Here is a 25,052-nt window from a genome sequence, read left to right on the forward strand (position 1 = left end):
CGCGCAGCCGCGGCGATTATAGGGGATCAAGCTCCGCGCAGAGGGAGCGGACGATAACGCACGCCTTAAAGGGGAGGTCGCATATGCGCCTGAAATCGCTCATTCTTGGGTCAACGTCGCTCGTGGTGCTCGGCACCGCGCTACCCGCCGCCGCGCAGACCAGCGCGCCCGCCGATCAGGCTCCCGCCACCGCGCAGGGCACGCCGGCGGCCGACGATCCGGTCGGCCAGGACATCGTCGTCACCGGCCTGCGCCGCAGCCTCGAATCCGCCGAAAGCGCCAAGAAGAACGCGATCCAGCAGATCGATTCGATCGTCGCCTCCGACATCGGCAAGCTGCCCGACATCGCCGTCTCTGACACCGCCGCCCGCATCGCCGGCGTCCAGGTCAACCGCATCGGCGGCGAAGCGTCGGGCGTACTGGTCCGCGGCCTGCCCGATTTCACCACCACCTATAACGGGCGGGAGATCTTCACCGCCGAAACGCGCGTCGTCGCGCTGCAGGATTTCCCGTCCTCGGCGATCACCGCGCTCGAAGTGTATAAATCGACCTCGGCCAATCTGGTCGAGGCGGGGCTTGCCGGCCTCATCAACGTCCGCTCGCGTCGTCCGTTCGATTATGACGGGTTCGAACTCGCCGGTTCGGTGTGGGGCGTCCACACCACCGAAGCCGGCAAGGTCACGCCCAACGGCAATATCCTGATCAGCAATCGCTGGGACACCGGCATTGGCGAGATCGGCGTGCTCGTGAACGCATCCTACACCGAACTCACTTATCTCGATGCCGAACCGTCCAACACGGATTTCATCGCCGACCCGACGATCAACGGCCAGCGCGTCCGCCTGCCGGATATTCAGCGGCTGTTCTACCGCTCCGGCAATCGCACGCGCCCTTCAGGAAATTTCGCGGTGCAATGGCGCCCGAACAGCAAGCTCGAATTCTATGCCGAGGGCCTGTACCAGGGCTTCCGTAACAAGATCAGCGACCGCAACTTCGAAGTGCCGTTGTACGGCGGTACGGTCAGCAATCTCGTTACCCGCCCCGGCACCAACCTCGTCTCGAGCGGCACCGTCACCGGCTCCCCCGGCGCGATCTTCTCATTCCAGGGCGCGACCTATAACAAGACCGACACTTATCAGTTCGCGGTCGGCGGGAGCTACAAGGCCGACCGGCTGAAAATCAGCGTCGATCTCGCCCGCACCGACAGTACCTTTACCGGATCGACCGAATCGCTCGACCGCACGATCGCGGGCACGCAGACGGTCAATTTCGATCTCAACACGCCACAGTTCAACATTCCTACCTTCAACCCCGCCGATCCGTCGGCCTATCTCTTCGACGGCCTGTACGAGGAAGCGCAGCAAGCGAAGGGCGACGATTATCAGGCGCGTGTCGATCTCGAATATCGCGCCGATCTCGGGCCGGTGCGCAGCATCCAGGCGGGCCTGCGCTACACCGATCGCAACGCGCACCGCGAATTTGGCAATCGCTACGCCGGTTTCCGCGGCCGCAACATTCCACAAAGCGCCTTGCCTTTGGATATCGCCAGCGTGCGCGCCGGCACGCAGCAGGGGTTCTCGACCTTCCTCGCACCGACTTATGACAGCATCCGCAGCAATCTGACGCAATTGCGCCAGTTCGTGATCGGCCTCGGCGCACCGAGCAATGGCTTTGGTACCTATTCGGTTGGCGACGTCGCGCCGAACCCCGACTCACGCTATGATGCGACCGAGAAATCCTACGCCGCTTATGGCCAGATCAACTACGGCTTCGGGGATTTCGCCGATGGCGTGATCGGCATCCGCGCGGTGAAGACCGAAGTCGGCGTCAATGGCACGTCGCTCATCACGCCCGTCGCCGGCGGGCCTGCGGTCCCCACGCCCGTCTCAGCCAGCCAGAGCTATACCGACTATCTGCCCAATGCGAGCATCCGCTTCCATCTGACGCCGCAGTTGCAATTGCGCCTGTCGGCAACGCAAACGCGCACGCGGCCGACGTTTGCGCAACTCAACCCGTCGGCCAATCTGGGCCAGCCGGGTACGCAGCCCAACCCGAGCGATCCCTATACGAACGCGCGACGCGGCGGTGGGGGCAACCCGAATCTGCGCCCGTTGCGGTCCGACAATTATGACCTGTCGCTGGAATATTATTTCGCGCGCGCAGGGTTCGCCTCGGCCGCGGTGTTCCGCCGCGATCTCGAGGGCTTCATCCAGAACCAGGATACCCGTTTCATCGATCCCGTGCTCGGGCCGGTGATCCTGTCGCAGCCGATCAACACCGGCAAGGGTCGGATCGACGGGGCCGAGGTGCAGTTCTCGACCTTCCTCGATTTCAAATTCCTGCCCACCTTCCTGCACGAATTCGGCTTCCTGGCGAACTACACCTATCTCGATGCGAAGACCGGTTTCCCCGACAATGCAGGCGCGCTGACGCTCGACCGGATTCTCGGCGTGTCGAAGCACACGTTCAACGTCGCCGGCTTCTACGAACACGGCCCGCTGGCGCTGCGGCTGTCGTATAACAAGCGCAGCAGCACGCTCGAGTCGCGGCAGGATCGCGGCAACGACCTGTATCTGGAAACGGGTGAGCCGGCCGGTCGCCTCGATCTATCGACCAGCGTCAATTTCACGCGCAACGCGACGCTGTTCTTCGATGCGACCAATTTGCTGGGCGACCCGTACCGCGTCACCTTCACCTCGGCGCGCGATGGCGCGTCGCGGGCAGAATATGTCCGCTTCCTGCGCTACGAGGAACGGACCTATACGGTCGGCCTGCGCTTCCGCTTCTGACCGGCCCCTGTGTCGGGGGTGGCGTGCCCCCGACACAGCTATCACAGCGCCACTGCGCGCGTGTAGCCTCGCTGCGGGCGTCGCCGTGCGTGGCCCCCGCGCCCCACTGTCGGCATGACACGGCAGCGGTCCTCAGGGCTGATCGCCAGGCCATCGGCAAGGTGCACCCCCCGCCAAAGGTGCCGTCGAAGCGATCACCTCCCCCGGTCGTCGCGCGCCTGATCGCCCATTGTGCCGAACCACAGGACGCCGTGGGGACCTGCCGTGGCAGCAACGGTGCGGTTGCGGGCGGACATGTCGCCTGGGCGATGATCTCGGTGACGGTGCCATGCTCCGCCATCGCGACGGCGTGGGCGATTCGATCCTGCGATGCGACCGGCGCGCTTCACCAGCGCACATCTGACGGCAAGCGCGAGGAAACGAACCGTAAAGCGCGGTAAGCCAGCCCCCTAAAGGGCCGATCACACTATCGGAAAAGAAAACTGGAGCGGGCGAAGGGATTCGAACCCTCGACCCCAACCTTGGCAAGGTTGTGCTCTACCCCTGAGCTACGCCCGCTCTGGCGCCGTGTCCCGGTGGCTGCACCGGGCGGGTAAGGTGGCGGCCTCTAACAGCGCCTTTGCGGATCGGCAAGCCCTTATCCGACATTGCGTGCATTCACACGAAAAGGGTTGGCTTGCGGCCCCGAGCGCCCACATAAGGCAGCAAGCATTAGACGGAGCGATACGTGGCAACGCTGGGAATGAGTGCAACCGAACGCGAGGCCGTCGAGGCGTTCCGCCGCGAGGTCGTCGAGCCGTCGATGACCAAGCTCGTGCTCATCGATTTCTGGGCGGAATGGTGTGGCCCGTGCAAGGCGCTTGGCCCGCTGCTCGACAAGGTCGCGTCGGCCTATGCCGACAAGGGCGTGGTGCTGGCCAAGATCGATACCGACAAGAATCAGTTCATCGCCGCGCAATTCCAGATCAAGTCGATTCCCACCGTCTATGCAATGTTCCAGGGGCAGTTGGTCGCCGACCTGACGCCCGCGCGCACCGAAACCGCATTGCGCACTATGCTCGACCAGATCCTGAAGCAATTGCCGATCGAGAGCGAGGCTGCGGGCCTCGAGGCCGAGCTCGAACCGCTGATCGCGATGGGCGAGCAGGTACTGGTCGAAGGTGACGCCGTGCGCGCGGTCAGCGTCTTTACGCAGCTCGCGGAAATGGCGCCGGAGCATCCTGCAGTGCTGTCCGGCATGGTCCGCGCGCTCGTCGCCAATGGGCAGACGGATGAGGCCGAATTGGCGATTGCCGCCTTGCCGGAAGACATCGCGAAGCTGCCCGAGATCGAGCGCGCGAAATCCGCCCTCGCCCTCGCCCGCGAGGCGAAGCCGGTCGACGATCTTGCAGGGCTCGCTGCCGAGGTTGCAGCGAACCCGGACGATTTCGACAAACGCTTCGCGCTCGCCGGTGGGCAGATGGCGGCGGGGGACCGAGATGCGGCGGCCGACACGCTGCTGGCGATGATTGCCGCTGATCGTACTTGGAACGAGGGTGCTGCCCGCGCGCAATTGCTCAAGCTGTTCGAGGTCGTCGGGTTGGAGGACCCCTGGGTCTCGGCACAGCGGCGCAAGCTTTCGGCGATCCTGTTCACGTGACGATCACGCGCCTCTCGATCTTTCCGCTGCCCGGCGCCTTGCTGTTTCCCGGCATGCACTTGCCGCTGCACATCTTCGAGCCGCGCTATCGCGCAATGATTTCGGACGCGATGGCGCGCGACCGGCGAATCGGCATGGTGCAGCCGCGTCCGGCGCTGATCGCCGATGGCTTGCCGCGCCCGGAACGACCGCCGCTGTTCGACATCGGCTGCGTCGGCAAGATCGCCGAGTTCGAGGCGAGCGAGGATGGGCGCTACAACCTCATCCTCGAAGGACTGTCGCTGTTCCGCATCGTGCGCGAACTCGACGTGACGACCGCGTTCCGCCAGGTCGAAGCGGAATTGCTCCCTGCGCCGGAAGAGCCTGAGGTACTGTCCTTATCCCGCCGTGCCGCACTCGAGAGCGAATCGCGCGCCTTTGCCGATGCTCAGGGCTATGCGGTCGATTGGGATGCGGTAACGCGGCTCGACGATGCGTCGCTGGTCAACGGCATCGCCCAGATCGCGCCGTTCGATGTGGCGGCAAAGCAGGCGATGCTGGAGGCGGAGGGGATCGAAGACCGTGCCGAATTGATCATCCAACTGATGCAATTCTTCGGGCGCCACGACGGCGAGGATTCGGTGACGCTGCAGTGAGCCTGTCCAAGCGCAAGGGCCGTAAAGGCGGTGCGACCACGATGCTCTGGATGTTCTTCGCCAATCTGTTCGAGCCGAAGAAGGTCGCTGCAATGGAACAGATCGACACGCAGCGGCGGATCGGGACCGAAGCGCAGCGCGCGAATCCCGCAGCACCGCCTGATTGACGCTGTCCTACAAGAGCTCAGACCAATATTCTGGCTAAGGCTCTTTCACATCGCTGCAACTACGCCGACCCCGTCGCACGCAAAAAACACCGCCAATGGTGCGACTCGTGTGACTTTAGCCGCAATTGCTAACGTCTAGACCGTCATTCCCTGCAGCAATTTCGGCACGTCGCCACTCTCGCCGCGCGCCTCGGCAATAAAGCGGCGCTTGAGCGGCGGGATCTGCTGGACCGCCGAAAGCCCCAGCCGCCGCACGGCATTGGCGGTCTTGCCCGGCACGCCGAACAGCCGCGTCAGCCCATCGGTCGCTGCCGCCACCATGAAGGTGTCGAGACTGCGCCACCGATCGTAGCGCGCGAGCAGTTGCGGGTCGCCCAAGTCGAGCCCGGTGCGCTTCCCCTCGACCAGCACCTCGACCAGCGTCGCCACGTCGCGGAAGCCGACATTGACCCCCTGCCCCGCAATCGGGTGGATGCCGTGCGCCGCATCACCGACCAGCGCCATCCGGTTCGACACGATCTTTGCGGCATGGTGGAAGCCGAGCGGATAGCTGGAGCGCGCGCCCAGTGGCCCGAGCTTGCCCAGGAACCCGCCGATGCGCTTGTCGGCTTCGGCCAGCCAGCCGCGTTCCGACAGCTTCAGCATCCCTGGCGCCTGATCGCGCGTCACCGACCAGACGATGCACGAGCGGTGGCCCTTTTCGTCATCGTTGAGCGGCAGGATAGCGAACGGGCCATCGGGGTAGAAGATTTCGAACGCGATGTTCTCGTGGCTATGCTCATGATGCAGCGAGGTCACGATCGCGGCATTGTCATAGGTCCAGCGCGCGACGCGCAGACCCGCCTTCTCGCGCATCGGCGAATTACGGCCTTCGGCGGCGATCAGCAACGGAGCCTTCACCACCGCGCCCGAATCGAGCGTGACGGTGACGCCGTGCTCGCCTCGATCGACCTCCACAGCGCGCGTCTTCATCCGCACATCGACGCGCGGCGCAGCGCAGGCAGCCTCGTACAGCGCCGCCCGCAACCGCCGATTCTCGACCATATGGCCAAGCGCGCCGTCGCCCGCTTCGGGTTCGAAATCGAGCGCACCGGGTTCCAGCCCGTCGCTCACGCGAATGCCCTCGATCGGGCAAGCGAAGGGCAGCAGCCGGTCGGCCACGCCGATCGCCTGCAGCATCCGCCACGGCGCCCCCGCAATCGCCGAGGCGCGCCCGTCGAAGCCCGCGGCGAGAATCACCTCGGGATCGGCGATGTCGATCACAATTGCGCTCAAACCATGCGCGTCGAGCGTGACCGCGAGCGCGCTGCCGACGAGTCCACCGCCGAGAATGATGACGTCTGCTGTTTCCATGCCCCATATCTAGCGCTTGTCCGCGCCGCTGCCAAACGCGCGTTGCGCTTGACGCGAGCATCGCCGCGCGCGATGATTCCCAGCACAGACAGCGAACATCGGGAAGCAGATCATGGCGAGCCGCGCGCAGCCACCATTGTGGCGTGAAACCGTCCGGGCGGGCGCCGTTCGCAGCGGTGCGCTGATCGGTGCGATCATTCTTGCGCTGCTGGTGGCGCTTACGGTGATCGCCATCGCCAGTTATCATGCGAGCGATCCGTCGTTCAACACCGCCTCGGGTGGGGCGGCGCAGAATTGGCTGGGCAAACCCGGCGCGTTTGCCGCCGACGCCGCGTTCTGGCTGCTGGGGCCTGGCGTCGCGATGATCCTGCCGACGCTGCTGCTCATCGCGCTCCGACTGTGGCGCGACGTGCCGGTCGGGCGCTGGCGGCTGATGCTGTTGCTGTCCGGCGGCGGGATCGCGCTGATCGCGACCACGTTCGCCTTGTTGTCGGGCGGGGCGGTGCCGTGGCTGCCGGCCGGATGGGGCGGAATCGTCGGCCTGGCGCTGGGCAATCTGCTGCGCGCCGCAATCGGCTTGATCGGCGATCCGACAGCGGCGTTGTGGACAGCGCGCGGTGTCGCTGCCGTGTTCGGCGCGGGCGGTCTGGCGCTGTGGGCGTACAGCTTCACGATCGACATGGGCGAACGTCCGCCACGTGCGTTGCGCGAACCGCGCCGTCTGACCGACCAGCGCGGCAGCGAGCCCGAGCAAGACGTGTTCGCGCCCGACCCGACCCCGCGCAAACTCTCGATGCCGCGCGCCCTCGCCAAGCCCGATTCGCGGCCCGGCCCGGTCATCGCCGATCGACCGATGACCCCGGTCACCGTCGCCAAGCCGCGCGCCAAGCAGACCAGCATGGATTTCGGCGATACCTCGACGCTGCCCCCGCTCGATCTGTTGAAGACCGCCCCGCCCGCGGTCGGCGGACCGATCGACAAGGTCGCGCTCGATCGCAACGCGCGCCTGCTCGAAACCGTGCTGAGCGATTTCCACGTCAAGGGATCGATCATCAACGTGCGCCCCGGTCCGGTCGTCACGATGTACGAGCTCGAACCCGCCGCCGGTATCAAGGCCAATCGCGTGATCCAGTTGGCCGACGATATCGCCCGCAATATGTCGGCGGTCTCGGCGCGCGTCGCGACCATCCCCGGGCGCACGGTGATCGGCATCGAATTGCCCAATGCGCGGCGCGAGACGGTGGGCTTGCGCGAGCTGATCGATGCGCTGGACGACCAGCCAGGTGCGCTGTCGCTGGTGCTCGGCAAGAATATCGCAGGCGACCCGGTGATCGCGGATCTCGCGCCGATGCCGCATCTGCTCGTTGCCGGCACTACCGGATCGGGCAAATCGGTCGGGCTCAACTGCATGATCCTGTCGCTGCTTTATCGGCTGCGGCCGGATCAGTGCCGGATGATCATGATCGATCCCAAGATGCTCGAACTGAGCATGTATGACGACATCCCGCATCTGCTCTCTCCGGTTGTGACTGATCCAGCCAAGGCGGTGCGTGCGCTGAAATGGGCGGTCGAGCAGATGGAGGATCGCTACCGCCAGATGTCGTCGGTCGGCGTGCGCAGTCTTGCCAGCTTCAACGACAAGGTCCGCGCCGCCAAGGCCAAGGGGCAACCGCTCGGGCGCAAGGTGCAGACCGGGTATGAACCCGTCACCGGCGCGCCGATCTATGAGGAAGAGACGCTCGATTATCAGGTCCTGCCGCAAATCGTCGTGATCATCGACGAGCTCGCCGATCTGATGATGACGGCGGGCAAGGAAGTCGAATTCCTGATCCAGCGCCTCGCGCAAAAGGCGCGCGCGGCGGGCATCCACCTGATCATGGCGACGCAGCGCCCGTCGGTCGACGTCATCACCGGCGTGATCAAGGCGAACCTTCCGACGCGGATCAGCTTCCACGTCACCTCGAAGATCGATTCGCGCACCATCCTGGGCGAACAGGGCGCCGAGCAGCTACTGGGCAAGGGCGACATGCTCTACATGCCCGGCGGCAAGGGCATCGTGCGCGTCCACGGGCCGTTCGTGTCGGACGATGAAGTTCGCGCCGTGACCGACCATTGGCGCGCGCAAGGGCAGCCCGATTACAACACTTCGGTCACCGAAGAGCCGGCCGATGGCTTTGCGCTCGACGGGGCGCCGACCGGCGAGGATTCGGCCGAGGATCAGCAATATCGCGCCGCCGTCCAATTGGTGGTGGAAAGCCAGAAGGCCTCGACCTCCTGGGTGCAGCGTCAGCTTCGCGTCGGATACAATAGTGCAGCGCGACTGATCGAACGGATGGAGAAAGACGGCGTTGTCAGCCGCCCGGATCATGTTGGCCGTCGCGAAGTCCTGCGCGATCGTGACGGCAACCCATTGTAGGCGCAGACGTTCACAGGCTGTTCAAACGCCCCGGCGCTTTGTCCGAACGTAGATAATTTGGAGAAAAACGATGCGCCTGCGCGTCCCTGCGCTGATCGCGCTGCCTGCCCTTGCCGCCGCGGTTCCGGTCGCCACGCTGTCCGTCGCGCCCACGGTGGCGGTGGCCGCGACCCCGTCCGCCGACCTGTCGGCGGTGCAGCGGCATCTGCAAGGCGTCGAGAGCATGACGGCCGACTTCACCCAGACCGACCGCGCCGGCAAGGTGTTGACGGGCGTGCTGACGCTCAAGAAGCCGGGCAAGATCCGCTTCCAATATGAAAAGAGCGTTCCGATCCTGATCGTCGGTGACGGAAAGTCGCTCTGGTTCCTCGATTATTCGGTCGGGCAGAAGCAACGCTGGCCGATCGGCAATTCGCCGCTCGGCATCCTGCTCGATCCGTCGCGCGACATGAGCAAGATCGCCAGGGTGGTCGCGACCGACAATCCGAATGTCATCACGATCGACGCCGCCGACCCCAAGCATCCCGAATATGGCCGGATCAGCCTTGTATTCGCGCGTAACGCCGCAGCCCCCGGCGGGTTGATGTTGCAAGGATGGGTCGCGCTCGATTCGCAGAACAATCGCACCACGATTCGGCTGACGAACCAGCGGTTCAACGCAGCAATCAGCGACGGAGCGTTCCGCTGGCGCGATCCCGTGCCCAATTCGGGTCGAAAGTAAGCGTCATTCATATTGGCGACAGGTTTGAACCGCTACAGCCGGTCTTGCGGATGGGAGCGTTTCGGGATTTCCCCCTGTTGCCCGGACCCTCCCTTCCCGCCTGCGTGACGAACGCTAGGTCGGCCCTCGCTCCATGCCCCCGGAGCGGGGGCCTTTCCATGGGTGGCTGGCGCGCCGGAGAATCGGAGGATAGAGCGGCATGATGTCGTCGTCGCTCAAGATCGTGTCCTGGAATATAAATTCCGTTCGCTTCCGCATCGAGATTGTCGAAAAATTCCTGCGCGAAGTCGCGCCTGACATCCTGTGCCTGCAGGAGACCAAGGTGGTCGATCAGGATTTCCCAACCGCATCGTTCCGCGCACTGGGCTATCGCCATATCGTGCTGCACGGACAGAAAATGCACCACGGCGTCGCGATCCTGTCACGCGTGCCGCTGACCGAAGACGACCGGCTCGACTGGCAAGCCAATCGCGAGGCGCGCCATGTCGGCGTGCGGCTGGCGAACGGAATGCGGATCGAGAATGTCTATGTGCCAGCGGGCGGCGACGTGCCGGACCGCGAGGTCAACCCCAAATTCGGGCAGAAGCTCGACTTTATCGACCGGATGACGCGCTGGTCGGAAGCGCTGGGCGTCCCCACCCTGCTGGTCGGCGATCTCAACATCGCCCCGCTCGAATCCGACGTGTGGAGCCACAAGCAGTTGCTCGGCGTGGTGAGCCACACGCCGATCGAGGTCGAGGCGCTGACCCGGTTGAAAGCGTCGAACACTTGGGTCGATCTCGGCCGCCATTTCTTTCCCGAGCCCGCCCGGTTGCACACATGGTGGAGCTACCGCTCGGCCGATTGGACGGTCAACGATCGCGGGCGGCGGCTCGATCACATGTGGGCGACCGCTGATGTTGCGGCGACGGCCACGGGCCACCATGTATTCGAGGACTGCCGTTCCTGGCTGAAACCCTCCGACCATGTGCCGATCATGACCGAGTTCCAGATTTGAGCGCCGAGAGCGCGGCGGCGCACAAGACTGCGCTGGCGATCGATGCGTTGCGCCGTGGCTGGCCGGTCGCGATTAATGGTGCCGAGGGGACGCTCGCGCTGTTGCCGGTCGAGACGTCTGACCCGGAGCGGCTTGCCTCGTTCGATCCCACGGGACGCGCTGGCCTGCTCCTGTCGGCTGGACGTGCCGCAACCCTGAAGCTCACCAACCAGCGCGACGCAGCGGCCCCCGATGCGCCCGTGCTGATCGAACGCGCGCCGTGGATCGATTTCGCGATGGCGACGGCATTGTCCGACCCGCAATTCGATTTGACGATGCCAATGAAGGGGCCGTTCCGCGCCCAGTGCCTGAGCGAGCAGGAGGCGGGCGGATCCGCACTGCGGCTAGCGCGGCTTGGCGGCGTGTTGCCTGCGTTCTTCGTGCTGCCTGGTGTGTCCGCCGCGCTGGAGCTGACGCCTCACGATATCGATGCGCATGAGGATGCAGCTCGTCTGACCATCGCGACGCGCGCGCACCTCCCGGTGGCAGGTGCCGAGGATGCTGAAATTGTCGCTTTTCGCACGCCCGAAATGCCCGGGGAGCATATCGCGCTGCTGATCGGCACCCCCGACGGCCGCCCGCCGCTGGTACGCTTGCACAGCGAATGCCTGACCGGCGACGTGCTTGGCAGCCTGAAATGTGACTGTGGCCCGCAACTCGACGCGGCGATCCACGCCGTCAAAGCGAGCGGATGGGGCATCATCCTGTATCTGCGGCAGGAAGGGCGCGGGATCGGGCTGATCAACAAGCTGCGCGCGTACGCGTTGCAGGACCAGGGGTTCGATACGGTGGATGCCAATACGCGGCTTGGGTTTGCGGTCGATTCACGCAATTTCGCGGTCGCAGCGCGGATGCTGGAGCTGCTTGGGCAGCGGTCGGTACGGCTGCTCACCAACAATCCGGAGAAGGTGGCGCAACTGGAAGCGGCCGGGATCGCGGTCGCCGAACGTGTGCCGCACATCCTGCCCGCCAACCCGCACAATGCCCGCTATCTGGCGACCAAGCGCGACCGTACCGGGCATCAATTCTAGGCGAGCAGCGCGGCCACTTCGTCGAAGGTGGCTGCGATGTCGTGGACGCCGATCGCGCGCAGCTTCTCGGCATGATCCGGTCCGCAATGCGAACCACCGACAAAACCGATGACATGCGCACCGGACGCCACCGCGCCGGTCGCGCCAACGGGCGAATCCTCCAGGATCGCGCAGCGGTCGATCGGCACGCCGAGCGCCGCGGCGGCGTGGAGATAGATGTCGGGCGCTGGCTTGCCGCGCGTGACGTGCTCCTTGCCCGAGAAAATCCGGTCACCGAATACATCGCGTAGGCCGATATGGTCGAGGTGCCGCGTGATCCAAGCGGTCGAGCTCGACGAGGCAATCGCCTTGGGCAAATCGGTCGGCAAATCGAACACGAAGCGTACGGCACCTTCGACCGCATCGACGCCTTCGCGCATGATGCGCTCGTCTTCGGCCCTGCGCGCGACGTGGAAATCGTCGGGCAAGGGTCGGCCAATCCAGCGTTCGATTGCGCCGAGGAACGACTGCCCCGACAATCCCATGAAATTGGCGAACGAATCCGCCGCGCTGGTCGGATGGCCGATGCCGGTGAGGTACTCGGCGATGTGGCGGTTGCCCACCGCTTCGCTTTCGATCAGCACACCGTCGAAATCGAAGATCAGCGCGTCAGGCTTCATGCCCGCGCCCCGAACAAAGCCGTGCCGACGCGGACATGCGTTGCCCCGAGCATCGTCGCCACCTCATAATCGCCCGACATGCCCATGCTGAGTCCGTCGAGCCCGTGATCGCGCGCGATCTTGGCAAGCAGCGCGAAATACGGCGCAGCCTCGGTCTCGGCAGGGGGAACCGCCATGAGCCCGGCAACCGGCAGATTGGCAGCGCGCGCGGCGGCCAGCAAGGCGGGCAGATCGGCGATCGCACACCCGCCCTTTTGCGCCTCGTCTCCGATATTCACCTGCAGGAAGCAGGCCGGGCGGCGGTCCAATTTGTCCATCGCGCGCGCGAGCGCCGTAACAAGCGACGAACGATCGACCGAATGGATCGCGTCAAACAACGCGACAGCATCCTCGGCCTTGTTCGACTGCAGCTGCCCGACCAGGTGCAGTTCGATATCAGGAAAAGCCTCCCGCAGCGCGGGCCACTTGGCCTGCGCTTCCTGCACCCGGTTTTCGCCGAAGGCGCGTTGCCCGGCGTGGAGCAATGGTTCGATCTCCGCCGCTTCGCGCGTCTTGGATACCGCAATCAGCGTGACGGATTCAGGCTTGCGATCGGCAAGCGCGGCGGCTTGGGCGATTCGCGTCTGCACGGCGGCAAGACGCGCATTGGGGTCGTCGGTGGACATTGCCGGGGCTATAGGCGGAGCTATGGCCGTTCGTCACCCCAGCCTGGCATCAAAAACCCTGCCGACCCTGTGGCTGATGACCGACGAACGGATGGGTGCGGGGCTGTGGGCCGCGCTGGAACGCTTGCCGCGGGGGAGCGGCATCGTGTTCCGCCACTTCGCGTCGCCAGCGGCTGAACGCGCGGCGATCTTTGCGCGGCTGTCACGGATCGCGCGGCGGCGGCGGCTGATCGTCGTACGCGGCGGGGCGAAGGGACAGACTCCGCATATCCATCCGGCACATTCAGTGCGCGAAGCGGTGGCGGCACGGCGTGCAGGCGCCGATCTGGTACTCGTCTCGCCGGTCTATCCGACCCGAACGCATCCCGGTGCGCCAACGCTTGGTCCGCTCCGCGCTGCGATGATCGCCCGCGCGGCGGGCGTCCCGGCGATTGCACTCGGTGGCATGACCGCAGCGCGATTCAAGCGGATGCGTGCGCTGGGTTTCGCAGGATGGGCCGCAATCGACGGCCTGACCCCCGCTTAGAAGCGGAAGGCGGTGCCAATATAGACGGCGCGGCTGTCACGCCCGTTACGATCGGTCGATGCTTGCGAACCGAGCCGGTCACGCTCGCTCTTGTAACGGACACCCGCTGTCACATCGAACCGGCGCGTGAGGGCATAGGAGCCGCCAACGTCGATCGAGTATGCTGGTGCATCTTCGATCAGCTTCGGCCCGTTGCCGGCCGGACGATCCGCAGTCGCGTTGACCCGGCCACTGACACGCTTCCCCGTGTAGCTCACGCCGATATCGGCCGATTCGCGCGAACCCGGCATACCGGCGAGATCGACCTTCGCAACGTCGCCCGACAGGGCAAACCGCTTCCAGCCAACCGCAACGCCGAGGTTGTAGGCGATCGGGGTAAGCGCGACGGTCGACGCCGGGAGCGGCGCGGTGCGATCGGTTACGGTAATGCCCCGCGCCGAGCGAGCCCGCACGGCGACCGTAACCGCCTTGCTGCTGATGTGGCGCGAGTCGGAGGGCGTGAAACGGAAACCGCTGGCATCAAGACCCCCGCGCGCGAAGATCGCAGCGAGGCGGGGATCCGCCGAAGCTGGGGTGAACGACCCGATACCGCGAACGAACACCGCGCTGCCACGTGGCACGATGCGCGGTGCGGGAGAGTCGCTGGCTCCAAGTGCGGGGGCCACGGCAACGCCGAGGACGGCGAGCGACCCCAACGCAATTCCGGACATCCAGCGAGCAGAAAACACCAGCAACCCCTAACACTGCGCCTTTGCGGCACCAGTACGTTATAAACGGCTGTATCACGATTCGATTCCGCGCTGCCACCTTCTCGACTCATTTTCTCGAAAGAGTGTCTCGAAGGACACACATCCGGCCGTCTTTGCGGTCAGACGCCTCGCAGACGTGTCGCTTGCGACGCACGCGGGACATTCTATAGATACCGACCTACCCCCGCACCCGTTTTTGTTCAGGAACATCCGATGATCCGCCGCCTCAGCCTCGCGAACCGCCCAGCGTTCCGCACCGTCGCCCTGGTTTCGCTCGCGGCACTGTCGCTCGGCGCGTGCGCGCATAAGGGCGGGCGCCCAAAGAACACCGATCTGGCGGCATCCAAGGTCACCACGATCGGCGTCAACGCCTATCTGTGGCGCGCCAGCCTCGACACGTTGAGCTTCATGCCGCTGCTGCAGACCGATTCGAACGGCGGCGTGATCGTGACCGATTGGTACATCAACCCCGCCGCGCCGACCGAACGCGTCAAGGTTACCGTGACGATCCTCGATCAGGATCTTCGCGCCGATGGCCTGCGCGTCGCCTATCTGCGTCAGGTCAACCAAGGCGGCCAGTGGGTCGCGGCACCGGTCGAGGCGGCCACGGTGCAGAAGCTGGAAGACATCATCCTGACCAAGGCGCGCGATCTGCGCCGCGCTGCCGTCGCCGGCTAAGGTAGCGATCCGATGGCGTCACGCTTCAACGCGCTGAAGGCGGACGCGGCTTGGCAGAAGGTGTGGGACGACCGCGCCACCTTCGTCGCGCGCGACGATTTGCCCAAGCCGCGCTCCTATGTGCTCGAGATGTTCCCCTATCCCTCGGGGAAGATCCACATGGGTCATGTCCGCAACTATACGATGGGCGACGTGCTTGCTCGCTTCCGCCGCATGAAGGGCATGGAAGTGCTTCACCCGATGGGGTGGGACGCGTTCGGCATGCCGGCCGAGAATGCGGCGATGGAGAAAGGCGTTCATCCCGGCGGTTGGACGCGCGACAATATCGCCACGATGAAGGCGCAGCTGAAGCGCCTCGGGTTCGCGCTCGATTGGAGCCGCGAGCTGGCGACGTGCGAGCCCGATTATTACGGCCACGAACAGGCGCTGTTTCTCGAACTGTTCCGCCACGGCCTGGTCTATCGCAAGGAATCCTCGGTCAACTGGGATCCGGTCGACATGACGGTGCTTGCGAACGAGCAAGTGATCGACGGGCGTGGCTGGCGTTCGGGCGCGCTGGTCGAACGGCGCAAGCTGTCGCAATGGTTTCTGAAGATCACCGAATTCGCCGACGAGCTGCTCGAAGGCTTGGGCGGGCTCGAACATTGGCCTGACAAGGTCAAGCTGATGCAGGAAAACTGGATCGGGCGCAGCCAGGGCCTGCAGTTCCGCTTCAGACTGTCCGACGGCGGTTCGGTCGAGGTCTTCACGACACGGCCCGACACGATCTTCGGCGCGAGCTTCGTCGCGGTCGCCGCGGACCATCCGATCGCGCAGGCCATCGCCGCGCAGAATCATGCGGCGGCCGATTTCATCGCCCTGTGCAAACGCGGCGGCACGACCGCGGCCGAGCTCGACACGCAGGAGAAGCTCGGCTTCGACACCGGCATCACCGCAGCGCATCCGTTCGATCCGGCGTGGCAGCTCCCCGTCTACATCGCCAATTTCGTGCTGATGGAATATGGGACCGGCGCGGTGTTTGGCGTGCCCGCGCACGACCAGCGCGACATGGATTTCGCACGCAAATATGATCTCAGCGTGCGCCGCGTGGTGTCAGATGGCGACACAACCGATCCGCTGTTCGAGGGCAAGACGGCCTATACCGGCCCCGGCACGCTGGTGAATTCGCACTTCCTCGACGGCATGGATATCGAGGATGCCAAGCGCACCGTCATTCAACGCGCCGAGAGTGAAGGCTGGGGCATCGGATCGACCGTATTCCGCCTGCGCGACTGGGGCGTCAGCCGCCAGCGTTACTGGGGCACGCCGATCCCGATCATCCATTGTGATGCGTGCGGTGCGGTGCCGGTGCCCGGCGATCAGCTCCCTGTCGTTCTGCCCGAAGACGTCAGTTTCGACATTCCCGGCAACCCGCTCGATCGTCACCCGACGTGGAAGCATGTCCCCTGCCCCACCTGCGGTGGTGCGGCACGGCGCGAGACCGACACGCTCGACACCTTCGTCGATTCGTCCTGGTACTTCATCCGCTTCGCCAGCCAGCCCAAGGACAAGCCGTTCGACCGCGCGGTGGCCGAGCAATGGCTACCAGTCGCGCAATATATCGGCGGGGTCGAGCATGCGATCCTGCATCTGCTCTACGCCCGTTTCTGGACGCGCGCGCTGAAGCATATCGGGATGCTCGACGTGGCCGAGCCCTTTGCCGGGCTGTTCACGCAAGGCATGGTGACGCACGAGACGTACAGCCGCCAGATCACCGAGCCCGGCACCGACGGTGTCGACTCGATCACCAAGCCGCTGTGGCTGTCGCTCGATGACATCGTCCGCGAGGGCGACGGCTATATCGAACGCGCGACGGGTGAAGCGGTCACGGTCGGCCGCGTCGAGAAGATGTCGAAGTCGAAGAAGAACACCGTCGATCCGACCGGCATCGTCGACCAATATGGTGCCGATGCGACGCGCTGGTTTATGCTGTCGGACTCTCCGCCCGAGCGCGATTTGCCGTGGAGTGAGTCCGGCATCGAGGGATCGTGGCGTTTTATCCAGCGGCTGTGGCGGCTGTTCGACGCGCCGGAAAGTGACGAAAGTGCCACTCGCGACGCTGCGCTCGACCGCAAGCTCCACCAGACGATCGCCGGAATTGCCGTTGATATTGAAGCACTTGCCTTCAACAAAGCGGTCGCCAAGCTGTACGAGCTGGTCAACGCGATCGAGCGGGCCGCGCCGTCGACATCGCGCGATACCGCGATCGCCACGCTGATGCGGCTGATCGCGCCGATGGCGCCGCATCTGGCTGAGGAAGCCTGGGCCGCTGCTGGCAATGACGGCCTGATCGCGGATGCCGCCTGGCCCGAGGTCGATCCCGCTTTGCTGGTCGAGGACGAGGTGACGATCGCGGTGCAGATCAACGGCAAGCTGCGCGATACGCTGGTGATGCCCAAGGGCACGCCGCGCGAGACGCTGGAAGCCGCCGCACTCGCTTCGGACAAGGTGTTGCGGGTGTTGGAGGGCAAGGCCCCCAGGAAGGTCATCGTCGTGCCCGATCGCCTCGTGAATCTCGTCGCATGATCCGCCTGGCCGGTCTTGCCGCCGCGATGCTCGCGCTGTCGGGCTGCGGGCTGCATCCGCTCTATTCGGGCGGCAGCTCGGGCACCGTGGCCTCCGCCCTCACCCAAGTCGAGGTCGCGCCCATTCAGGGCAAGGCGGGGTGGCTGATGGCGAATGCTTTACGCGATCGGCTGCATAGCGACGGCACCCCGCGCTATCGCCTGGAAATGAAGCTCGACGATCAGATCGCCGGGCTCGGCGTGCGGCGCGATAATAGCGTGACGCGCGAGCGGCGGACGCTGCGGGCGCGCTATCAATTGGTCGATCTGTCCAACGGCTCGGTGCTGCTCGATGCCGCCGCCGGATCGGACGCCGGGATCGACGTCGTCAATTCCGAATATGCGACGATCGCGGCGGAAAATACCGCGCTCGAACGGCTTTCGAACACCGTTGCCGACCAGATCGTCGCGCGGATCGCCACATATGTGCAGCGTACCGCGCCCGAGCCGCAGTGATCCGACCCCGGTGATCCTACCCCCAGTGATCCGACCGGGGTCGCCCGCGTGAAAGCCAATCTCAACCAGCTAAGCCGCGCGATCGACTCAGTCAGCGGCGATATACGGCTCTATCTGCTCCACGGCCCCGACGAAGCCGGTGCGCGCGAGATGGCGACGCGCCTCGCCCGCGCGATGGGACCGGACGCAGAGCGCGTCGATCTCGAACCTGCGCTGCTCAAGTCCAGTCCCGGCCGCCTGGCTGACGAAGCCGCCTCGCTGTCGCTGTTCGGCACGCAACGCCACATCCGCGTGACCGGTGCAGGCGAGGAAAGCGTCGAGGCGTGCACGATGCTGCTCGCGGCCCCCCGCGCGGGCAATCCGGTCGTGATGATCGCGCCCACCGTCAAAGGCACGTCGGCACTGGTCAAGCTGGCCACGGCGCACCCGAATGCACTGGCTTGCGTCTTCTACGTCCCCGATGCGGGCGAGGCGGACAAGATCGCCACCAGCGTTGCGCGCGAATTCGGGCTGCGCACCACCGGCGCGACCGCGGCGCGGATCGCCGCAGCAGCAGCGGGCGACCGGGCGGTAATGACGCGCGAGATCGAAAAGATCGCCTTGTTCCTCGACGCAGCGCCCGAGCGACCGCGCGAGCTCGACGATGTCGCACTCGACGCGATCGGCGCCGACCTGGGCGATGCCGAAATGTCGCGCGCTATCGATGCTGCGATCGACGGCGGGCCCGACCGGCTGGGCGAGGAACTGGCGAAGCTCGGCGTTGCCGGCGTCTCGCACATTCCCCTGCTGCGGCAATTGGTCCGGCGGTTGATGGCGCTTGCCGAACTGCGCGGCGAGATCGACGCCGGCGCGAATGCCAACGCCTTGCTGGAGCGCGTCTTTTTCCGCGAGCGCGCGGTGACGGCGCGGGCGCTGCGAATCTGGTCCGCGCCAAGATTGAACGACGCGATCGACCGCGTTCGCCGCGCCGAGCGCGCGACGATGGCCCCGAATAATGCTGGCGGCGTCCTTGCCGATGCCGCGATGCTGGGCGTCGCGCGAATGGCGGCGCGGCAACGCGAGTAAAGGTCAAGGTCCCGCGCTAGATCCGTTCGCCAGTCAGCCGCTGACACACCATGTCGAGCTGATCGAGCGTGGAATAGGCCAAGGTCAGCGTACCGCCCTTGGCACCGTACGACACACGCACCGACAGGCCGAGCAGATCGGCCAATTGATGTTCGAGCGCTGCGAGATCGGGGTCGCGGCCATGTCCGCCACGACCACCGCTCGGATCGCTCTTGGTTTCGATCTTGGCAGCACGCGCGAGCCGTTCGGTATCGCGCACCGACAGGCCCCGGGCGACGATCTGGTCGGCCAGACCCTCGACGTCCGGCGCGCCGATCAGCGCGCGGGCATGGCCCATCGTCAGCGCGCCCGCGACGACACGTTCCTGCACCGTGCGCGGCAATTCGAGCAAACGCAGCAGGTTAGCGATATGACTGCGCGACTTGTTGACGATCTTGCCCAGCGCATCCTGGGTATGGCCGAAATCCTCGATAAGGCGATGATAGGCCTCGGCCTCTTCGATCGCGTTGAGATCCTGCCGCTGGATATTCTCGACCAAGGCGACTTCGAGCGTCTCGGTATCGTCGAACGCGCGCACGATGACCGGCACTTCGTGCAGCCGCGCGCGTTGCGCCGCGCGCCAGCGGCGTTCGCCTGCGACAATCTGATACCCAGTGCCATGCGGCCGCACAACGATCGGCTGAAGCACGCCGCGCTGCGCGATAGATTGCGCGAGTTCGTCCAGCGCGGCCTCATCGAAATGACGGCGCGGCTGCCCCGGATGCGGGGTGAGCGACCCGACCGGCAGCGAGCGGACGCCAGGCGACGAAGTACCGTCCTTGCCCGTCCCTACCGGCTCTTCCCGTGCGAGATCGCCAAGTAGCGCATTGAGACCACGTCCAAGTCCCGAGCGTGGTTTTGGCCGAGCGGGCAGCGCCGCTTCGCTGGTCGCGGCAATCTCCGGCTGATCGCCGGGCGGAGGCGTATCGGTCATGCGGCCCTTGCAGCTTGATCAGTTTTGGGGAGACGCGCGATCAACTCCCGCGCGAGCGCAATATAGGCTTCCGAACCCGGGCAGCGGTAATCGTAGATGAGCGCTGGCAAGCCGTGGCTCGGTGCCTCCGACAGCCGCACATTGCGCGGGATCACCGTCTCGAACACGACGCGTCCCAGCACTGCGCGGACATCGTTCGACACCTGATCGGTCAGCCGATTGCGGCGATCGTGCATGGTCAACGCGACACCCAGGATCGACAGGCCGGGATTGAAGCGTTCCCGAATGCGCTCGACAGTGCTGAGCAACTGGCTCAGCCCCTCCAGCGCGAAGAACTCGCATTGCAGCGGGACCAGCAGGGAGTTGGCCGCAACCATTGCGTTCAACGTGAGCAGGCCGAGCGACGGCGGGCAGTCGATCAGCACCACATCCCAGCGATGGTCCGACCGCGCGAGCGCGCGCGACAGGCGATGCGTACGTTCCTCATATTCGACCAGCTCGATCTCGGCACCCGACAGATCGACCGTGGCCGGCACGATCTCGAGCTTCGGCACGCACGTCGGCATCGCGGCGATTTCGAGCGAGGTTTCGCCGATGAGGATGTCGTAGGTCGAGTGATGCCGATCAGCGCGGGCGATGCCGAGGCCGGTGGAGGCATTGCCCTGAGGATCGAGATCGAGCAGCAAGACGCGCGATCCCGTCGCCGCCAGCGCGGTGCCGACATTGATCGCGGTGGTCGTTTTGCCGACCCCACCCTTTTGATTTGCGACAGCTATCACGTTCATCGACGCGCTACCTTTGATGCGAGAACGATCAGCGACTTCGCATCGGTGATGCTATGTTCCACGTGAAACACACCATGCCATGTCTCGCGCGCGCTTGCCACATCTTCGCGCGCGCTTTGTCCCTTTGGGAGAATCCAGCGTGTCGATTTTGAGGAGCAGCCCTTTGCCCAGGCGAAAAGATCGGTGATCGGAGCAACCGCGCGTGCCGAGACGATCGTGGCCGAGGCGTTTGTGACGGCCTGAATGCGGTCGGCGATGACCGTCACGTGGGCCGAAAGGCCAAGCCGGTTCGCCGCGTCCTGCAGAAAATCGGCGCGCTTTCGGCGGGGTTCGACCAGATAGATTGGCTGTTTACGGAGAGCCGCGATGACGAGGCCCGGAAAGCCTGCGCCGCTGCCGATATCGATCCACAGCCCGTCCTCCGCCTGATCGACATGGCTCAGGAGCTGCGCCGAATCAACGATATGCCGCGTCCAGATCGACTCTAGCGTGGACGGCGCAATCAAATTCTGCCGCGCATTCTCCTGCACTACCAGATCGACGATCTGCTCCATTGCCCCGATGCCAGCAGCACCGTGGCGGTCGGCAATCCAGGTCCGGGCTTCCTCCTCGGTCATGCCGCGATCCTGCGGAGTTGTAACAGGATCGCCGTCAGCGCCGCCGGGGTGATCCCGCGCACACGGGCTGCGGCGCCTAGGCTCGACGGGCGGGCAGCCGACAGACGCTCGATCATCTCGGTCGAAAGTCCGGGGATCGTCGCGAAATCGAGCGAAGCAGGAACAGCGATGCCCTCGTTCGATCGCTGTTGCGCGATCTCGGCATCCTGCCGCGCGAGATACGGGGCGTAGCGCGCGTCCTCGACGATCTCGGCGAGCAGCGTGGCGTCGGAATGCGCCGCAAGATCGGGCGCGACCTGCTCGATCGTTACTCCGGCCACGCGCAGCCACTCCGCGCCACTCCGCGCGGGCGGATCGAACGCGACATCGGCACCGGCCGCGAGCAACACGCTTGCCGCAACGGGCGCTGCGAGCTGCATCTCGATATCGGCGCGCGCGATGTCTCGCGCTTTTATGCGATTAACACGCGCCGGAGATAGACAGCCAATCTCCGCCGCGATCGGCGATAGCCGCGTCTCGGCATTGTCCGAGCGCAACCGCAGCCGATATTCGGCACGCGCGGTCAGCATCCGATACGGCTCGGTAATGCCTTGCAACACCAGATCGTCGATCATCACGCCGAGATAGCTCGACGCGCGGTCGAGGATGATCTCGGGGGAACCCAATGCTTTGGCCGCCGCGTTCAGGCCAGCGATCAGCCCCTGCCCCGCCGCCTCCTCATAGCCGGTCGTGCCGTTGATCTGGCCGCAACAGAATAGCCCCGGCATCGCCCGCACCTCCAGCGTGGCATCCAATGCGCGCGGGTCGATATGGTCGTACTCAACGGCATAGCCCGGCGCGACGATGCGGGCGCGCTCCAGCCCTGGGATCGAGGCAATCATCGCCGCCTGAATATCGACCGGCAAGGAGGTGGATATGCCGTTGGGATAGATCGTCGAGTTGTCCAGACCTTCGGGTTCCAGAAAGATTTGGTGCCCATCGCGATCCCCGAAGCGGTGGATCTTATCCTCGATCGACGGGCAATAGCGCGGCCCCTGCCCCGCAATCGCGCCACCAAATAGCGGCGATCGATCGAGCCCGCTGCGGATAATGTCGTGCGTTGCGGCAGTGGTGCGGGTGATCGCGCAGCGAAGTTGCGGCAGCGGTCGTCCGGCCGATAGCGGCGACATCGTCCACGGATCATCGTCGCTCGGCTGCTCCGCAAGCGCGGCCCAGTCGATCGTGCGTCCATCCAGCCGCGGCGGCGTGCCAGTCTTCAACCGGGCCATCGGCAGTTGGGCCGCGCGCAATTGCTGCGCAAGGAGCGATGCGGCGGCCTCTCCAATCCGCCCGCCGACCGAGCGATCCTCGCCACAAAACATCGTCGCGCCGAGAAAGGTCCCCGTCGCCAACACGACCGCAGGGGCGGAAAGCACGGCGCCATCTGCCAGATGCACACCCGCTACCGTCGCGCCGTCCAGCGCGAGCGCAGCCACTTCGCCCTCTACGATATGCAGATTGTCTTGCTCGGCCAGCATTTGCTGGATCGCCGCCGCATAGCGTTTGCGATCGGCCTGGACGCGCGGGCCCTGTACGGCGGGCCCCTTGCTGCGGTTGAGCATCCGATAGTGGATGCCGGCCGCGTCGGTCGCGCGCGCGATCAGGCCATCGAACGCATCGATTTCGCGGACGAGGTGCCCCTTGCCCAGGCCACCGATCGCGGGATTGCAGGACATCGCCCCGATCTTGCGAGCGTCGAAGCTGATAAGCGCGGTGCGCGCGCCGCGGCGCGCTGCCGCGGCGGCGGCCTCGGTCCCGGCGTGTCCGCCGCCGACGACGATGACGTCGAATTGCTCCATGGATTTTGGCTAAGTCGCGCGGCGCGACCTGTCAAAGCTTATGCGAGTGTTCCACGTGGAACATCACTTGCCGATGCAGAAACGCGCGAACACCGCGTCTAGCACGTCCTCGATTCCGCTGCGTCCCGCGATCTCGTCAAGCACGCCGAGCGCTCGGCGGATCTCTTCAGCGACGATCAGCATGTCGTCGTTCTGCGCCGCGGCCAGATCGATACGGCATCGTGCGAGCAAGGCACGCTGCCGCTCGTTGACGGAGACGCTGTCGACTTCGGGCAAGAGTTTGGCTGCCCGCTCGGCAATCAGCGTCCAAAGCGCGTCGATGCCGACACCGGTTTGTGCGGAGACGACGGCCTCCTCGCCATGTTTCGGCATTTCACGCCCCGGAAGATCGGCGCGCGCATGAATGCGGATATCGTTGCGCCCGCCCTGCCCCGGCGCATCAAGCCAAAGAACGATATCAGCACCCTCGATCGCAGCACGAGCGCGATCGATGCCGATCCGCTCGATTTCGTCACCGGGGTTGCCGGTCAGCCCAGCGGTGTCGGTCAGAATATACGCCAGACCACCCCGTACCACGGCCGCCTCGATCCGATCGCGCGTCGTGCCGGAGATTGGCGATACAATCGCTACGTCGCGACCGGTCAGCGCATTGAGCAAAGTAGACTTGCCGCTATTGGGCGGCCCGGCGATGACGATGCGCACGCCGTGGTGCAACCGCTCGACCGCGGGGACGCTTAATAGCTGGTCGATCTCGGCGGCCACCTGCCCAATGTCTGCAGAAATTGCATCTACCGCTTCGTCGGCAACATCATCTTCGTCGGAAAAATCGAGCTGCGCTTCGATCCGAGCGGCGATCCCGACGAGCCGTTCGCTCCAGCGTTCGATGCGGGCGCGAACACCGCCCTCCGCCATACGCAATGCCGCGCGGCGCTGCCCCTCGGTTTGCGCGGCAAGAAGATCGCCGAGCCCTTCTGCTTCGGTCAGATCGATCACGCCATTCTCAAGCGCGCGGCGGGTGAACTCCCCCGCCTCCGCGCGGCGCGTCCCCGCCTGGGCATACAGCGCGGCTTCGACCGCAGCGACGACGGCGCGCCCGCCGTGGAGATGAAACTCGACACAATCTTCGCCAGTCGCGGTGCGGGGTCCGGGGAAAACCAATACGATCGCGCGATCGAGCACCGATCCGTCGTGAGGGTCACGCAACACCCGCAACGCGGCGCGCCGGGGTTCGGGCAGCGTCCCCGCGATTGCCCCAGCCACCCCAAGCGCGCGCGGTCCGCTAATCCGCAGCACGGCGATGCCAGCCGGCGGCGCACCGCTCGACACGGCGAAGATCGTAGCGCGGTCTGTCACGCGACTATTTCGTCGTGGTGTCGAACATCTTGCGCCACATCCCCATGCCGGCGTCGCTCATCGGCATCCAGCTCTTCATCATATTCTCGATCAGATCGGGCGCGACGACGCCGTCCATCGAATTGGTCAGTGCGGCGAGATATTTCTCATGCACCGGTGCCAGATCCGGCAGCCCCATGAACCGGCGCGCTTCCTCCGGAGTGCATTCGATTTCGACATTGATCTTCACGCCGCTTCTCCGCTTGAGCGCGCGCCTGCTGCGCGGCATATGTTGTGTCATGTATGCGCGCGATATCGC

The 25,052-nt window shown here is 65.2% G+C and carries 23 protein-coding genes and 1 tRNA gene; 13 read left to right on the forward strand and 11 right to left on the reverse strand.

Annotated elements, in window-relative coordinates; genetic code table 11:
* The first annotated feature begins 83 nt into the window (after positions 1-83).
* Positions 84-2,789: a TonB-dependent receptor gene (locus AB5I39_RS07510; RefSeq protein WP_404373188.1), complete on the forward strand. Its 2,706-nt coding sequence runs from the start codon at positions 84-86 to the stop codon at positions 2,787-2,789.
* Positions 2,790-3,272: 483 nt separating this feature from the next.
* Here the strand turns inward: AB5I39_RS07510 and AB5I39_RS07515 are convergent.
* Positions 3,273-3,347 (reverse strand) — tRNA-Gly (locus tag AB5I39_RS07515).
* Positions 3,348-3,531: 184 nt separating this feature from the next.
* Here AB5I39_RS07515 and AB5I39_RS07520 point away from each other — a divergent pair.
* From AB5I39_RS07520 to AB5I39_RS07530, 3 genes are read left to right on the forward strand one after another with little or no spacing between them, the layout of a single operon-like run.
* Entirely contained in the window at positions 3,532-4,428 is an 897-nt protein-coding gene (locus AB5I39_RS07520; RefSeq protein ID WP_404374056.1) for a tetratricopeptide repeat protein, read from the forward strand.
* Positions 4,425-5,063 carry an LON peptidase substrate-binding domain-containing protein gene (locus AB5I39_RS07525; RefSeq protein WP_404373191.1) on the forward strand — a complete coding sequence of 213 codons (639 nt, stop codon included), beginning with the start codon at positions 4,425-4,427 and terminating at the stop codon, positions 5,061-5,063. The genes AB5I39_RS07520 and AB5I39_RS07525 overlap by 4 nt, the downstream gene beginning before the upstream one ends.
* Positions 5,060-5,230, forward strand: coding sequence for a hypothetical protein (locus AB5I39_RS07530; protein ID WP_404373193.1), 171 nt, complete (start codon positions 5,060-5,062; stop codon positions 5,228-5,230). The genes AB5I39_RS07525 and AB5I39_RS07530 overlap by 4 nt, the downstream gene beginning before the upstream one ends.
* Positions 5,231-5,365: 135 nt before the next feature.
* Here the strand turns inward: AB5I39_RS07530 and AB5I39_RS07535 are convergent, their stop codons facing one another.
* Positions 5,366-6,583, reverse strand: a complete 1,218-nt coding sequence (locus tag AB5I39_RS07535; protein ID WP_404373196.1) for a UbiH/UbiF/VisC/COQ6 family ubiquinone biosynthesis hydroxylase — start codon at positions 6,581-6,583, stop codon at positions 5,366-5,368.
* 112 nt (positions 6,584-6,695) lie between these two features.
* Between AB5I39_RS07535 and AB5I39_RS07540 the strand changes: the two genes are divergently transcribed.
* The 4 genes from AB5I39_RS07540 to ribA all read left to right on the forward strand — a co-directional run bounded on the left by AB5I39_RS07540 (position 6,696) and on the right by ribA (position 11,787).
* Positions 6,696-8,999: a DNA translocase FtsK gene (locus AB5I39_RS07540; protein WP_404373199.1), complete on the forward strand. Its 2,304-nt coding sequence runs from the start codon at positions 6,696-6,698 to the stop codon at positions 8,997-8,999.
* Positions 9,000-9,069: 70 nt separating this feature from the next.
* Positions 9,070-9,720 (forward strand): outer membrane lipoprotein carrier protein LolA, encoded by a 651-nt coding sequence (locus AB5I39_RS07545; protein WP_404373202.1) that lies wholly within the window; start codon positions 9,070-9,072, stop codon positions 9,718-9,720.
* Between the two features lie 202 nt (positions 9,721-9,922).
* The gene (locus tag AB5I39_RS07550; RefSeq protein WP_404374058.1) at positions 9,923-10,717 is read left to right on the forward strand and encodes an exodeoxyribonuclease III; all 795 of its coding nucleotides are present in this window, start codon (positions 9,923-9,925) and stop codon (positions 10,715-10,717) included.
* A complete protein-coding gene (gene ribA / locus AB5I39_RS07555) occupies positions 10,714-11,787 on the forward strand; it encodes a GTP cyclohydrolase II (protein WP_404373204.1) in 1,074 nt (357 codons plus the stop codon). Before AB5I39_RS07550 ends, ribA begins: the two co-directional genes overlap by 4 nt.
* Here the strand turns inward: ribA and AB5I39_RS07560 are convergent.
* Both AB5I39_RS07560 and AB5I39_RS07565 read right to left on the reverse strand, forming a co-directional pair.
* The gene (locus AB5I39_RS07560) at positions 11,784-12,446 is read right to left on the reverse strand and encodes an HAD family hydrolase (RefSeq protein ID WP_404373207.1); all 663 of its coding nucleotides are present in this window, start codon (positions 12,444-12,446) and stop codon (positions 11,784-11,786) included. The genes ribA and AB5I39_RS07560 overlap by 4 nt on opposite strands.
* Entirely contained in the window at positions 12,443-13,111 is a 669-nt protein-coding gene (locus AB5I39_RS07565; RefSeq protein WP_404373210.1) for a YggS family pyridoxal phosphate-dependent enzyme, read from the reverse strand. The genes AB5I39_RS07560 and AB5I39_RS07565 overlap by 4 nt, the downstream gene beginning before the upstream one ends.
* Positions 13,112-13,133: 22 nt before the next feature.
* Between AB5I39_RS07565 and AB5I39_RS07570 the strand changes: the two genes are divergently transcribed.
* The gene (locus AB5I39_RS07570; protein ID WP_404373213.1) at positions 13,134-13,637 is read left to right on the forward strand and encodes a thiamine phosphate synthase; all 504 of its coding nucleotides are present in this window, start codon (positions 13,134-13,136) and stop codon (positions 13,635-13,637) included.
* Here AB5I39_RS07570 and AB5I39_RS07575 read toward each other — a convergent pair.
* Positions 13,634-14,347 (reverse strand): hypothetical protein, encoded by a 714-nt coding sequence (locus AB5I39_RS07575; RefSeq protein WP_404373216.1) that lies wholly within the window; start codon positions 14,345-14,347, stop codon positions 13,634-13,636. The genes AB5I39_RS07570 and AB5I39_RS07575 overlap by 4 nt on opposite strands.
* A gap of 252 nt (positions 14,348-14,599) precedes the next feature.
* On the opposite strand from AB5I39_RS07575, the gene AB5I39_RS07580 reads away from it, so the two are divergent.
* Genes AB5I39_RS07580 through AB5I39_RS07595 form a run of 4 tightly spaced genes read left to right on the forward strand, consistent with a single transcriptional unit; the run spans position 14,600 to position 19,188 of the window.
* The gene (locus AB5I39_RS07580) at positions 14,600-15,064 is read left to right on the forward strand and encodes a DUF3576 domain-containing protein (protein WP_404373219.1); all 465 of its coding nucleotides are present in this window, start codon (positions 14,600-14,602) and stop codon (positions 15,062-15,064) included.
* 12 nt (positions 15,065-15,076) lie between these two features.
* Positions 15,077-17,629, forward strand: coding sequence for a leucine--tRNA ligase (gene leuS, locus AB5I39_RS07585; RefSeq protein ID WP_404373222.1), 2,553 nt, complete (start codon positions 15,077-15,079; stop codon positions 17,627-17,629).
* On the forward strand, positions 17,626-18,123 hold the full coding sequence (lptE, locus tag AB5I39_RS07590) for an LPS assembly lipoprotein LptE (RefSeq protein ID WP_404373225.1): 498 nt from the start codon (positions 17,626-17,628) through the stop codon (positions 18,121-18,123). The genes leuS and lptE overlap by 4 nt, the downstream gene beginning before the upstream one ends.
* Positions 18,124-18,171: 48 nt before the next feature.
* Complete coding sequence (locus tag AB5I39_RS07595; RefSeq protein WP_404373228.1) at positions 18,172-19,188, forward strand: DNA polymerase III subunit delta; 1,017 nt, start codon at positions 18,172-18,174, stop codon at positions 19,186-19,188.
* Between the two features lie 16 nt (positions 19,189-19,204).
* Here AB5I39_RS07595 and AB5I39_RS07600 read toward each other — a convergent pair whose 3' ends face one another.
* From AB5I39_RS07600 to AB5I39_RS07625, 6 genes are all read right to left on the reverse strand, one after another.
* The gene (locus tag AB5I39_RS07600) at positions 19,205-20,161 is read right to left on the reverse strand and encodes a ParB/RepB/Spo0J family partition protein (RefSeq protein WP_404373231.1); all 957 of its coding nucleotides are present in this window, start codon (positions 20,159-20,161) and stop codon (positions 19,205-19,207) included.
* Positions 20,158-20,946, reverse strand: a complete 789-nt coding sequence (locus AB5I39_RS07605) for a ParA family protein (protein ID WP_404373234.1) — start codon at positions 20,944-20,946, stop codon at positions 20,158-20,160. The genes AB5I39_RS07600 and AB5I39_RS07605 overlap by 4 nt, the downstream gene beginning before the upstream one ends.
* Complete coding sequence (rsmG, locus tag AB5I39_RS07610; protein ID WP_404373237.1) at positions 20,943-21,563, reverse strand: 16S rRNA (guanine(527)-N(7))-methyltransferase RsmG; 621 nt, start codon at positions 21,561-21,563, stop codon at positions 20,943-20,945. The genes AB5I39_RS07605 and rsmG overlap by 4 nt, the downstream gene beginning before the upstream one ends.
* Positions 21,560-23,401, reverse strand: a complete 1,842-nt coding sequence (gene mnmG, locus AB5I39_RS07615; RefSeq protein WP_404373240.1) for a tRNA uridine-5-carboxymethylaminomethyl(34) synthesis enzyme MnmG — start codon at positions 23,399-23,401, stop codon at positions 21,560-21,562. Before mnmG ends, rsmG begins: the two co-directional genes overlap by 4 nt.
* Positions 23,402-23,464: 63 nt before the next feature.
* Positions 23,465-24,754: a tRNA uridine-5-carboxymethylaminomethyl(34) synthesis GTPase MnmE gene (mnmE, locus tag AB5I39_RS07620; RefSeq protein WP_404373243.1), complete on the reverse strand. Its 1,290-nt coding sequence runs from the start codon at positions 24,752-24,754 to the stop codon at positions 23,465-23,467.
* Between the two features lie 4 nt (positions 24,755-24,758).
* Positions 24,759-24,983 carry a DUF6489 family protein gene (locus tag AB5I39_RS07625; protein WP_404373246.1) on the reverse strand — a complete coding sequence of 75 codons (225 nt, stop codon included), beginning with the start codon at positions 24,981-24,983 and terminating at the stop codon, positions 24,759-24,761.
* Between the last annotated feature and the right edge of the window lie 69 nt (positions 24,984-25,052).

The sequence above is a fragment of the Sphingomonas sp. MMS24-J45 genome, from assembly GCF_044881195.1.
Classification (GTDB): domain Bacteria; phylum Pseudomonadota; class Alphaproteobacteria; order Sphingomonadales; family Sphingomonadaceae; genus Sphingomonas.